Origin of the sequence: [Micrococcus luteus] ATCC 49442 (genome assembly GCF_010367585.1) — a bacterium.
Classification (GTDB): Bacteria; Actinomycetota; Actinomycetes; order Actinomycetales; family Micrococcaceae; genus Arthrobacter; species Arthrobacter luteus_A.
On sequence record NZ_JAAAXP010000001.1, the window covers coordinates 104,218 to 116,906 of the forward strand.

Consider the following 12,689-nt stretch of genomic DNA (forward strand, 5'->3'; position numbering starts at 1 on the left):
ATGCGGATTGAGTACGTCGAGGCGGTGCTGGCGGTGGTTGAGCTGGTTCCGCCCGGGAGCGCACTCGCGTACGGCGATGTGGCCGAGCTGCTGGGATCCGGCGGTCCCCGGCAGGTTGGCCGCGTGATGAGCCATTACGGCAGCTCCGTACCCTGGTGGCGCGTCCTGAAATCCAGCGGGCACGCCCCCGACGGTCATGAAACCGAAGCCCTCCGCCACTACCTGCAGGAGGGGACGCCGCTCCTCGGCCATCCCGATGAGTATCTTCGGACAGGCGAAGGGCGCTGGCGGGTTGACCTCATGGCGGCGCGCTGGTCGCCGACTGATGACGATTTCGACCGGATTGATGCAATTGCCGAGCACCTTGAGCTGCGCCTTCATCGATTGTCAGTGGCTGATGATGGAATGTCTGTGTGACCGTAACAGCTTTAGATCTTGATCCCGCCGGCTATCCGCTTGGCGAGGCCCGTACCGGGTTCCATCCGGGAGGAGCCGGGGGCACGGGCCTCCGGCTCCTCCCGCCCAGGCAGGTCCATGCCGAGGTTCCGGTGCTGTCCATTGACCAGCGGCAGGCCGTCTCCGTGCCTCACGGCTCGGGGCCGGTGCTGGTCCCCGGCGCGCCGGGAACCGGCAAGTCCACCGTCCTGATCGAAGCTGCCGTTCACCGTGCCGTGCAGGACGGCGTGGATCCGGAACGGATCCTGATCCTGGCGCCGGGCCGTCTGGCCGCGGACTCGCTCCGGGACAGGTTTACCGCAAGGCTGGACACGAGCCTGAGCACCACACCGGCCCGGACGTGGGCTTCCTACGCCTTTGACCTGATCCGGCGGGCCAAAGCGGAGGGTATCCTGCCGCTCCCGCGGGCGCCACGCCTCCTGTCAGGCCCGGAACAGGACCTCATCATCCGGGAGTTGCTGGAGGGCCACCGGATGCCCGGTCTCGAACTTCCGTGGCCCGCTGATCTGGAAGCGGCCCTGGAAACGCGCGGTTTCCGGCACGAAGTGCGCCTGCTTTTTGACAGGATCATCGAATCCGGCCGGACAGCAGCCGATCTCGAGGAGCTCGGGCGGCAGTGTGCACGGCCGGACTGGATCGCCGCCGCTTCCCTCTATTCGGAGTACCGGGATGTCCTGGACCTGAGGATGCCCGAAGCATTCGACCCCGCGGGGATCATCACCACCGCCCGCCAGATTTTCCAGGATGAGCCTGGCTTCCTGACAGCCGAACGCGAACGCCTGCAGCTGGTACTGGTGGACGATATGCAGGAGGCAAACCCCGCCGTTTTTGAACTGCTGGCTGACATCGCGGCCGGCAAGGACTGCTACGTTGCCTTCTCACCGGACACCGTGGTGCAGGGCTTCCGCGGGGCCAGGCCGGACCTCGTCGCTGACCTTCCGCGGCTGCTGTCGCCCGGGTCCGGCGTCGTGGAACGGCCGCTGTGGCACACCCACCGGCACGCTCCCGCCATTGCCGAGGCCTGGCTTGGAGTGGCCGGCCGGATCTCACAGCGCGCCGGCGGGCAACTGGCCCGGCGGCTTGAGCAGCCCGGTTCCGGGGATAACGCCCCGCACGCCGGAACCGCCGCCGTCGAACGTTTCGCTTCCGGAACCCCGGCGGCTGCCGGAACGGTGGAAGCGCACCTGGTCCCGTCCCCGGTCCATGAGCTGCGGTACGTGGCCCAGCGCATCCTGGACCAGCACGTCAACCATGGCCGCGACCTTGCGGAGATCGCGGTGATTGTCCGCAACGGCGGACAGCTCAGCGAGCTGCAGCGGTACCTTTCGGGGCAAGGGATAGCGGTGCGCGTTCCGGTTGCCGAATCTGCGGTCCGTGACGAAGTGGCGGTGCGTCCGCTGCTGGATGCCTACGCCATCGCACTTGACCCCGCGCTGCTGACGCCGGAGGCCGCCGTCGCGCTTCTGACGTCCCGGATCGGCGGCGCGACGTCGATCGAGCTGCGCCGCCTCCGGCAATCCCTGCGGCGCGAGGAGCTGCAGGGCGGGGGCGGGCGTACCAGTGATGCCCTTTTGGTTGAGGCGCTCCTGGAGCCGGGGGCGCTGGTGACCCTGGGCGTGGAGGGCAGGTCCGCACGGCGCACGGCCCGCATGATTCAGGCGGGACAGAACGCTGCGGCCCAGCCCGGCGCCAACGCGGAGTCCGTGCTCTGGGCCCTCTGGCACTCCACCGGGCTGGCCAATGCGTGGACTGAATCCGCCCTGTCCGGGGGTTCCCACGGGGCACGGGCAGACCGCGACCTGGACGCCATGATGGCACTCTTTCACACCGCCGAGCGCTACGTGGACCAGATGCCCGGTGCCGGTCCCGAGCAGTTCCTCGAATACCTCCTGAACCAGGAACTGCCCATGGACACGCTCGCCGCACGGGCGCAAGTGGATGACGCTGTGGAACTGATGACTCCGGCGAGTGCCGCCGGACGGCAGTGGCCCGTCGTCATCGTGGCGGGGCTGCAGGAAGGCGTCTGGCCCAACACCCGGCTCCGCGGGGAGCTGCTGGGCAGCAGCCTGTATGCGGACGCGGTGGAACACGGGGTCAGCTATGCCCTGCAGCTCGACCCCCTGAGCAGGCTGCGGGAGATCCGCTACGACGAACTCAGGAGCTTCTCCACCGCCGTTTCCAGGGCGGAGCAGCTCCTGATCTGCACGGCTGTCTCCTCGGAGGACGACCAGCCGTCGTCCTTCCTCGATTATGTGGCGCCGCTTGAACCCGGGCAGGAGGGCCGGGGATTCACTCCGGTGGAACGCCCCATGACGCTGCGTGCACTCGTGGCCGAGTTGCGCCAGTACGCCCAGCTGGACGGAAAGTTCGAGCCGGAAGCCGCCGAGGCCGCCAGGGTTCTTGCGGGATTGGCAACGGCAGAGCCTCCCGTCCCCGGAGCCCACCCGGATACGTGGTGGGGGCTGCTGCCGCTGAGCACGTCGGAGCCCGTGGTCCCTAACGGCGGGACGGTCTATGTTTCGCCCTCCAAGGTGGAATCCGTGCAGAAATCTCCGCTTGACTGGTTTGTCCAGGCTGCCGGGGGCGAGGCCGCCACTGATTTCGCCCGCAGCCTCGGAACATTGGTCCACGCCATCGCACAGGACCTGCCGGAAGCTTCCGGCGGGCAGTACGTCGAGGAACTGATCCGTCGATGGCCCACGCTCGGGATGAAGGACAACTGGGAAGGCAAGCTCGACTTCCAGCGGGCCGAGGCAATGGTGCGCAAACTCGCCCAGTACGTCCTGATAATGCGCAGCGAGGGAAGGAGCCTGCTGGGCGTCGAACAGGATTTCGAGGTACGCCTGCCTGACCTCCCGCCCGTGCCGGCCGTCGAAACCACAGGTCCGGGCGCAGGAACCGCCAGTCCGGGCGCAGAAACTGCGGTGCCCGGGACCGGTATCGCTGACTTCCGCAACCCCGAACCCCGTGCCGCGGTCCTTCGCGGGCAGGTAGACCGGCTGGAGATCGACAGCGAAGGAAGGCTGGTCGTGGTGGACCTGAAAACAGGCAAAAGGCAGCCTGGCAAGACAGAGTTGTCTCGCCACCCGCAGCTGGGGGCCTATCAGGCTGCCGTCCTGGCCGACGGTTTTGGGGACGCCGCTGCTGCCGCGCCGGGGACCGCCGGGCCGGGCGCAGCGGAGCCGGGTGGTGCTGTGCTGGCACAGCTGGGCACCACAACGAAGAGCCCCGGAGTCCAGCAACAGGAACCGCTGGACCCGCAGGAAAACTGGGCGCTGGACATGGTCAACGATGCGGCCGCGCTGATGGCCGGCAACAGCTTCGAGGCGAGGCACGATCCCGCGAAGGGCGGCCACGGCGGTCATGGCTGCCGGCTCCCGGAGGTCTGTCCGCTCTGCATCCGCGGAAAGCAGGTCACGGAATGAGCCTGCAGCCTCCCGAGCCCCTCTTCAGCCCGGAACGGCTGTCGGCGCTGTTGGGTGAAAAGAACACTCCCACGCCCGAACAGTCCGCCATCATCTCTTCGCCCCTGGCACCCCGGCTGGTGATCGCCGGAGCAGGTTCCGGCAAAACCGCCACGATGGCCGACCGCGTGGTGTGGCTTGTCGCCAATGGGTGGGTCAGGCCCGAAGAAGTCCTGGGTGTCACGTTCACCAGGAAGGCTGCCGGCGAACTTGCCACAAGGATCCGGGCGAAACTGGCTGCGCTGCAGCGCATCGCGGCCCAGGACACCGGGCATGCCGTCTTCCCGGCGGGCCTGCTCAGCACCGACGCCCTGGAGCCCAAGGTGTCCACATACCATTCCTTCGCCAGTGGAGTCGTGTCTGATTACGGGCTGCGGCTCGGCGTGGAACGGGACGTTGTGCTGCTGGGCGGTGCCCAGGCGTGGCAGTTGGCCACCGAGGTGGTGGAAGCGTTCGACGGCGACTATCGCCACTTCAAGGCAGCCAAGTCCACACTGGTCAAGGCGGTCATCCAGCTGGCGGGCGAGTGTGCGGAGCACCTGCAGGAACCGGCCGGCGTCGAGTCCTGGCTGATGGCGCGGCTCGAGGAATTCGAGGGGCTGCCGTACGTGGCCGGTGCCGCCAAAAACGCACCCCAGGCCGCTGGCGAACTGGCCGCCATGCTGCGTACGCGGGCCAGCGTCGCGGACATGGTGGGGCGCTACACGGCAGCCAAGCGGGCTAGGGGAGCCCTCGACTTCGGGGACCTCGTGGCGCTCGCCGCCCGCGTGTCCCGGGAGGTTCCTGTGGCCGCCGAAATGGAACGCCAGCGGTACAAAGTGGTGCTCCTGGACGAATTCCAGGACACGTCCTATGCCCAGCTGGTGTTGTTCTCCCGCCTCTTCGGCGAGGGCCATGCCGTCACGGCCGTGGGAGACCCGAACCAGTCGATCTACGGTTTCCGCGGTGCATCCGCCGGACAGCTGTTCCACTTTGTCCGCGAATTTCCCGTCCGTCTGGAGGGCCCGGAGAGCGGGGACGGGCAGGCCAGGTTCCAACTGGCGCCAACGTCCTACCTCACCACGGCCTGGCGCAACGGCAGGGCGATTCTCTCCGCGGCCAACATCATGTCAGAAGCCCTGGGCAGGGCGGAGGCGCTCAAGGCGCCGGCCGGCACAACTCCGGAAGCCGCAACCGTTCCCCCGCTGCAGCCCAGCCCGTTCGCGGTGGAGGGCCAGGTGGTGCTGGGCCGCTTCGGCACCGACGTGGATGAAGCCACGGCCCTGGCCGGGGACGTCCTGAAATACCGGATCACGGACTTCGAACGCGAGGCGGACGGGACTCCGGTTCCGCCTGCCCTTGCGGTGCTTTGCCGGCGCCGGGCCCAGATGGAAACCATCCGTCGCGAGTTCGAATCGAGGGGAATCGCCTACGAAATTGTGGGACTCGGCGGACTCCTGGACACCCCCGAAATTGTTGACCTCGTGGCCACCTTGCGTGTGTTGGCAGACCCGGGGCGTTCGGACTCGCTGATGCGCCTCCTTGCCGGAGCCCGGTGGCGGATCGGCCCCGCAGATCTGATGGCGTTCCGCGACTGGTCCAGCCAGCTTGCGCGCCGCCGCGGACATCTGGCGGAGGCATCGTCTCCGGATGGCGACAGCGGGGAGGCTGCCGATGACGCCGTTATTGAAAGCGACCTGACTGACGGGGCCAGCCTGGTGGAGGCGCTCGACTGGCTGCCACGTGAAGACTGGGTCTCCGCCAACGGCCGCGCCCTGACCATCGAGGCGCGCGAACGGCTCGCGAGGCTGTCGGCTGAGCTCAGGCAGCTGCGCGGGTACCTCGGCGATGACCTGACCACTTTGCTGGGCGAGGTGGAACGGGCCATGCTGCTTGACATCGAAGTGGCGGCCCGCCCGGGTATCAGCATCCATCAGGCCCGCCGCAACCTGGACGCGTTCCAGGACGCGGCGGCCGGCTTCCTGCGGACTTCCCACCGCGTGGATATCCTCGCGTTCCTTGCCTGGCTCGAAGCTGCCGCCGCAGAAGAGAACGGCCTTGAAGCGCCGCCGCCGGATATCAACCGCGAGGCCGTACAGCTGTTGACCGTCCACGCCTCAAAGGGTCTGGAATGGGACGTTGTTTTTGTCCCTGGCCTGAATGCCGGCGCCTTCCCCAGCAACAAGGACTCCCGCTGGAGCAGCGGCTCGGCCGCACTGCCCTGGCCCCTCCGCGGGGACCGCTCGGACCTGCCCCAATGGGATACCGACCAGCCTGACAAAAAAGGCTGGCTGGACGCGGAGAAGGACTTCAAGGCAGCGGTCCAGGTCCACGGTGAAGGTGAGGAACGACGCCTCGCGTATGTGGCCTATACCAGGGCCAAACACGTGCTGTGGGTTTCCAGTGCAGCCTGGGTAGGGTCCCGGGCCGGCCGCGCGGAGATGTCGCCGTTCCTGGCTGAGCTGGAGCGGCTTGTCGCTCCGCTGCAGGGTGGCAACCCGGTGAAGGGTGGGAACCCCGCCGGTGCCGTTGTGCACCCCGCGTCGGTGGAGGAAGCCTCCTTGCCGGAGAAAAGCCCGCTGACCACCGAGACGGAGCTGGCCGGGTGGCCTTATGACCCCCTCGAAGGCCCGGCCGATCCCCGGACGGGTGAACGCCTGCGGACTGTCCCTGGCAGGAGGCTTGCCATGGAGGCCGCGGCGGCACGTGTGCTGGCCGCCGTGGAGGCCGGGCGAATCGGCGCGCAGGACAGCGCCCTCCGGGGGCATGCCGCCGACTGGGCCAGGGAGGCTGCCCTGCTGCTGGAACGCCGGTCCCGCCGGGCAGGCGGACAGGACGTGCACCTGCCGGGCCACATCTCCGCGTCCACCCTGGTGGACCTGGGTGAAGACCCCGGGGGAGTGGTGAGCCGGCTGAGGCGGCCGGTGCCCCGCGAGCCGGGCATGTCCGCCCGGAAGGGCACTGCCTTCCACTCCTGGGTGGAGGAATACTTCGGCACCGCCGGGATGCTGGATCTTGGCGAGGCCCCGGGGTCGGACCACCACATCGACGCCGCTTATGACCTCGATGCAATGGTGGCCACGTTCAAGGCCTCGGAGTGGGCCGACAGGTCACCGGCGTTTGTTGAAGTTCCCGTCGAAACCCGAGTCGGGGACGTGGTGGTCCGTGGGCGCATCGACGCCGTATTCCAGGATGCAGACGGCCGCTGGAACCTTGTGGACTGGAAAACCGGACGCCGGCCCTCCGCATCCCAGCTGCGCGCCAAGTCCGTCCAGCTCGCCGCATACCGGCTCGCATGGGCCCGGCTCAAAGGCGTACCGGTCGACGAAGTGCGTGCCGCATTCTTCTATGTCGCGGATAACCAAGTGGTGCGGCCGCACGATCTGGGTTCCGCCGAGGAACTGGAACTGATCGTGGCGGCCGCCCTCGGACCTAGTGCTTCCTGACGTCCACGATGCTGATCGCCGCGGTGGAGGTGTCTTCGGCCGCTGATTCGTCAGCGGCCGAAACCGTTCCAGCCGGCATCGAATCCGCCGGGATGGGGCTTACCTCGACGGCGGGCCGCGCCGGAGCGGACTCCAGCCCCGCGATGGATGCCCTCGCTCCAGGCACCGCCACAGGCACCTTAGGTACAGCCACCTCAGGTTCAGCTACTTCAGGTACCGGCACCACCGTGACCGCCGGTACGGGAGCTACGCTCACGGCAGAGACAGGTGACGCGGCAACTCCCGGTGCCAGGGTCACAGACGGTACGGGGTTCACTGCCGGCGACGGCCCGGCGTCGGCCGTTAAACCGGCCGCGACAGGTGCCTTGCCCGGCAGCGGCTCAACGCTGATGGCCTGCCCGCCGTGTTCTTCGACGTCGGCCGCGAGGGTTTCGAGCATGCCTTCAGCTTCGGCGACCATGTCACCGTCAGCGGCCGCAATGCCCTTGACGAGGTATTGGGCGAGGGCGAACTCAGCGGACAGCGCGGCCCGGCGCAACAGGTGCTGGTCCGGAGCATCCCGGCGGTTGTCGGTATAGCTGGCCAGAACGGCGTCCACGAAATCCTGTTCATTGGAAGCAACCAGCCACGCGAAGTCGTCTGCGGGGTCGCCGATCCGGAGGTCGGTCCAGCCGGTCACCGCCGTGACGCGGCTGCCGTCGACCAGCAGGTTGTCCTCATGAAGGTCGCCGTGGACAACGCTCGGGTTGAACCGCCACAGGGAGACGTCCTCCATGGCATGTTCCCAGCGGCGCAGCAGCGAAGCCGGAATCTTTCCGGTGGTGGCCGCCTGGTCCAGTTCGTTCAGCCTGCGCTGACGGAACTCGTTGGGGGTATAGCTGGGGAGGTCGGCGTTGCTGACCAGGGACCGCGGAAGATCATGGATTGCGGCCAGCGCGGTACCCACCTCCTTGGCGAGTGCCGCCGGGCCGGCGGTCAGTTCCTCAACGCTGCGCGTGCTGCCCGCCAGGTGCGAGTAGACGAACGTGCTCAGGCTGCCGAGGCGGACACTTCCCGCCACAGTGGGCATCAGGAAGGGCAGTTCGGCCCGGATGGCCGGGGCGAACGCCCGCAGGACCAGGAACTCGGTTTCGAGCCGTGCGCTGGCCTCCGCATGCCGGGGCGACCTGACCCGCCAGCGCTTGCCTTCTGAATCAAGGAGCAGGGCGGAGTCGAAATCCGCGGGGTCGTCCGCGGCGGAGCTGACGGCGGTGGGGGTCAGCCCGGGGACTGCCGCGGTTGCTACGGCTGCCAGTTCGATCGGTTTTCTTCTCACCGTTCCACGGTAGATTGGCTGGCGTCCAACACAACGATGTGCGGCGGCGAGTCTCCAGATACCGTGGAAAGTAGGGTAGGTTGCCGGGCCTGAGGTCCTCGCCACATGTTCCCCGGATTCGCCTCCGTAAATGTAAATTGTCGGTCCGAGTCAGTACGGTGGACACATGAGTCATGCGGAGTCTGCTTCACCGGCCTTTCAGGCGCAGGCAGTCCACCTGCCGGCCAACCACCTCGTCGACACCGTCCTGCCGGTGCGGCCCGCCCGGGTGGACCGGGGCTCCGTTGAACGTGTCCGGCCCGGGATGGTTGAGGAACTGCTGGCCAGCGGGCAGACGCGCGCGGTTGTCCTGGCCGGGAGGCAGGCCCTTGTGCAGGGGAACCAGCTGTTCCTGCCGGCAGCGTCACCTTTCCTGGCCGGTCTCGGAGCCCTGGGTACGGTCCCGAAGCAGGCCATCTATCTGGGCGCGGCGTTGGCTGGCTCGGACCTGCCTGCCGGCACGGAGGTTGTCCTGGTCATCCTGCCCGAGGCCGTTACCCCGGGTACGGCCGGGATCCCGCTGGACGCTGAATGGGCCGGCTTCCGCGATGTCGCTGCTGTCCTGAACCCCACCGATACGGCCCTATTCGTTGAAGCCAGCGCCATCGCCAACTGGCACGCCACCCACACGCACTGTCCCCGCTGCGGTGCCCCCACGGTGGTTGAGGCCGGCGGCTGGGTGCGCCGCTGCCCGCAGGACGATTCAGAACATTATCCTCGGACCGACCCCGCCATCATTGTCACCGTCGTCGGCCCGGACGGCCGGCTCCTCCTGGGCGGCGGCGGTCCGGTGGATGCGAAGAATTACTCCACGCTGGCCGGATTTGTGGAGCCGGGAGAATCCCTTGAACAGGCCGTCATCCGCGAAATCCATGAGGAAGTGGGCGTCAGGATCACCCGCTGCCAATACCTGGGCTCCCAGTCATGGCCCTTCCCTGCATCCCTGATGCTCGGGTTTTCTGCGGTTACGGAAGACACCGAGGCAACGCCCGACGGCGTGGAAGTCACCCGGGCGCGTTGGTTCACGCGGGAGCAGCTGCAGGATGCCGTACTCGCCGGGGAGATCACCATCTCCAGCCGGTTGTCCATTGCGCGTTCCCTCATCGAGCATTGGTATGGCGGCCGAATCCTGGACCGCAGCGAAACCTGACCCCCGGCCAGGCGGCATCCCTGGCGCTGACAGGCGGCAGTACCACTTACACACCCCACAACCAGAGCAGCAGATGTGACCACAGAGAATCCAGATAGTTCACAGTCCCTCGAGGAACGCATCCTCGGGGGACTTGACGCCGAACAGCGGGAAGTCGCCAGCACCCTGAACGGCCCGCTGTGCGTCCTGGCCGGCGCCGGAACGGGAAAGACCCGCGCCATCACGCACCGGATCGCCTACGGTGTGCACTCCGGCGTCTACAGTCCGCAGCGGCTCCTCGCCGTCACGTTCACCGCCCGCGCCGCCGCGGAAATGCGCAGCAGGCTGCGGGACCTTGGTGCGGGCAACGTGCAGGCCCGCACCTTCCACGCAGCGGCTTTGCGGCAGCTGCAGTTTTTCTGGCCGCAGGCCGTGGGCGGCACGCTGCCCAACCTGCTGGACCACAAAGCACAGATGATCGCCGAAGCGTCCCGCCGGCTGCGGCTCAGCACCGACCGTGCGTCCATCCGCGATCTCGCCTCGGAGATCGAGTGGGCCAAGGTATCCATGCTGACCCCGGCCAATTACCTGGAGAACGCGCAGGGGAGGGGAACCCCGGGCGGTTTCGACCTCACCGCCGTCGCGCGGGTCTTCCAGTCCTATGAGGATGTCAAGACTGACCGGAACGTCATCGACTTCGAGGATGTACTGCTGATTACGGTGGGGATACTGCAGGAGGACCAGAAAGTGGCCGCCACTGTCCGCGAACAGTACCGGCACTTCGTGGTTGATGAGTACCAGGACGTTTCCCCGCTGCAGCAGCGCCTCCTGGAACTGTGGCTTGGCGGCCGGGACGAACTGTGCGTCGTGGGCGACGCCAGCCAGACCATTTACTCCTTTACCGGCGCTTCCCCCAAACACCTGCTCAACTTCAAGGCGCAGTATCCCGACGCCAACGTGGTCAAGCTGATCCGCGATTACCGTTCCACGCCGCAAGTGGTCAAACTGGCCAACGACCTCCTGGCCGCACGGCGCAGCGGCGGCCCGGTGGCCGATTCTGCCTGGGCCACGCCGCTGCAGCTGGTCGCCCAGCGCCCGGCCGGGCCGGCACCGCAGTTCACCGAATGCTCCGATGATGAAGCCGAAGCCGCCACCGTGGCCCTCAAGGTCCGGGAACTGCTCGACGCCGGCACTCCGGCAAGCGAAGTCGCGGTCCTCTTCCGCACCAACGGTCAGTCCGAGGCCTACGAGCAGGCCCTGGCAGCGGCAGGGATCGGATACCAGCTGCGGGGCGGGGAACGGTTCTTCGCGCGGAAGGAAGTGCGCGATGCCATCCTCCAGTTGCGGGCGGCTACCAGGGCCGTGGCTGAATCGGCCACGCCCGAACCGCTGGGCCAGCTGGTGCGGGATATTGTTGCATCCCTCGGCTACACGGAGGCCCCGCCCCATAACGGCGGCGCCCTGCGCGAACGCTGGGAGTCGTTGGCCGCACTGGTGGCACTCGCGGACGAACTGGTCCAGGTCCGGGGCGGGCAATTCGGTCTGGCCGACTTCGTTAATGAACTCCAGGAGCGGTCCCTCGCCCAGCACGCCCCCACGGTCCAGGGTGTGACCCTGGCGTCACTGCACGCAGCGAAAGGCCTGGAATGGGACGCTGTGTTCCTCGTAGGCCTCAGCGAAGGCCTGATGCCCATCTCCTTCGCGGACACTCCCGAAGCCGTGGACGAGGAACGCCGCCTCCTGTATGTGGGAATCACCCGCGCCCGCGAGCACCTGGCCCTGTCCTGGTCAACGGCCCGGACCCCCGGCGGCCGGGCCAACCGCAAGCCCTCACGCTTCCTTGACGGCCTGCGGCCTAACTCCGTGGCCAGCTCCAGTGTCCGAGGCAAAGGACCGGCTCCGCGCCGCAAAGCTGCCACACCCGCCACGTGCAGGGTCTGCGGGAGCATGCTGGCCAGCGGCGCCGAGCGCAAGGTGGGACGCTGCAACGACTGTCCGCCCAGTTATGAGGAACAAACCTTTGACGCCCTCCGGCAATGGCGCAAGGAAACCGCGCTGGCCGCTGAAGTCCCTGCCTTTGTGGTGTTCACCGATGCCACGCTGACTGCCATCGCGGAGGCTAAACCGTCGTCGCTGGAGGAACTCGCCGCGCTGGCCGGCGTCGGTCCGTCCAAACTTGAGCGCTACGGCGAAGAAGTGCTGCGGGTGCTGGTCGAAAGCAGCGTCCTGTGAGCGGCCAGGGCAGCACGCAGCCGCTGCGGCTGACCACTCCGGGCGGGGCTCCGGTGGAGGTGCGCAGGTCGGCCCGCCGGACCCGGACTGTTGCAGCATTCTGGGAAAACGGGACGGCCGTGGTGGCCATTCCTGCCAGGTTCACGGCGGCCCAGGAATCCGAATGGGTCCACCGCATGCTGGAGAAGCTGCACCGCCAGGGTGAGAAACGCGCGGACAAAACACGGAAACAGCCGGCCACCGATTCCGCGCTGGCTTCCCACGCAGCGGATCTTTCAGCCCGGTACTTAGGCGGCAGGGCAATCCCGACGTCGGTCCGCTGGGTCAGCAACCAGAACTCACGCTGGGGCTCCGCGACGCCGTCGGAAGGAACCATCCGGCTCTCTGACAAACTCCGGCCCATGCCTCAGTGGGTTATCGACTACGTGCTGCTGCACGAGCTCGCCCACCTGTTGGTGGCCAGCCACAACTCCGCGTTTTGGAAGCTGCTGGAAGCCTATCCGGACACCATGCGCGCCAAGGCATTCCTTGAAGGCGTCTCGTTCGCGACGTCCCGGGGCCTTGCCGGCGACGACGGCACCTGTCCAGCCGGCGGCACCGGGCATAGCCACGGCGACGCCGACTAGGAT

Annotated in this window: 7 protein-coding genes; 6 read left to right on the forward strand and 1 reads right to left on the reverse strand. The window is 67.6% G+C overall.

Annotated elements, in window-relative coordinates; all coding sequences use genetic code 11:
• From GUV69_RS00520 to GUV69_RS00530, 3 genes are all read left to right on the forward strand, one after another.
• Complete coding sequence (locus GUV69_RS00520; protein ID WP_164198796.1) at positions 1-417, forward strand: MGMT family protein; 417 nt, start codon at positions 1-3, stop codon at positions 415-417.
• A 131-nt stretch (positions 418-548) separates the two neighbouring features.
• Positions 549-3,881 (forward strand): ATP-dependent helicase, encoded by a 3,333-nt coding sequence (locus GUV69_RS00525; protein WP_244292816.1) that lies wholly within the window; start codon positions 549-551, stop codon positions 3,879-3,881.
• Entirely contained in the window at positions 3,878-7,345 is a 3,468-nt protein-coding gene (locus GUV69_RS00530; RefSeq protein ID WP_164198798.1) for an ATP-dependent helicase, read from the forward strand. Before GUV69_RS00525 ends, GUV69_RS00530 begins: the two co-directional genes overlap by 4 nt.
• On the opposite strand, the gene GUV69_RS00535 is transcribed toward GUV69_RS00530, so the two are convergent.
• A complete protein-coding gene (locus tag GUV69_RS00535) occupies positions 7,332-8,660 on the reverse strand; it encodes a macrolide 2'-phosphotransferase (protein ID WP_164198799.1) in 1,329 nt (442 codons plus the stop codon). The two genes, GUV69_RS00530 and GUV69_RS00535, sit on opposite strands and share 14 nt — an antisense overlap.
• Before the next feature lie 166 nt (positions 8,661-8,826).
• On the opposite strand from GUV69_RS00535, the gene nudC reads away from it, so the two are divergent.
• The 3 genes from nudC to GUV69_RS00550 all read left to right on the forward strand — a co-directional run bounded on the left by nudC (position 8,827) and on the right by GUV69_RS00550 (position 12,686).
• On the forward strand, positions 8,827-9,849 hold the full coding sequence (nudC, locus tag GUV69_RS00540) for an NAD(+) diphosphatase (RefSeq protein ID WP_164198800.1): 1,023 nt from the start codon (positions 8,827-8,829) through the stop codon (positions 9,847-9,849).
• Positions 9,850-9,924: 75 nt separating this feature from the next.
• Positions 9,925-12,060: an ATP-dependent DNA helicase UvrD2 gene (locus GUV69_RS00545; RefSeq protein ID WP_164198801.1), complete on the forward strand. Its 2,136-nt coding sequence runs from the start codon at positions 9,925-9,927 to the stop codon at positions 12,058-12,060.
• Positions 12,057-12,686 (forward strand): M48 family metallopeptidase, encoded by a 630-nt coding sequence (locus GUV69_RS00550; RefSeq protein WP_164198802.1) that lies wholly within the window; start codon positions 12,057-12,059, stop codon positions 12,684-12,686. The genes GUV69_RS00545 and GUV69_RS00550 overlap by 4 nt, the downstream gene beginning before the upstream one ends.
• Positions 12,687-12,689 lie beyond the last annotated feature (3 nt).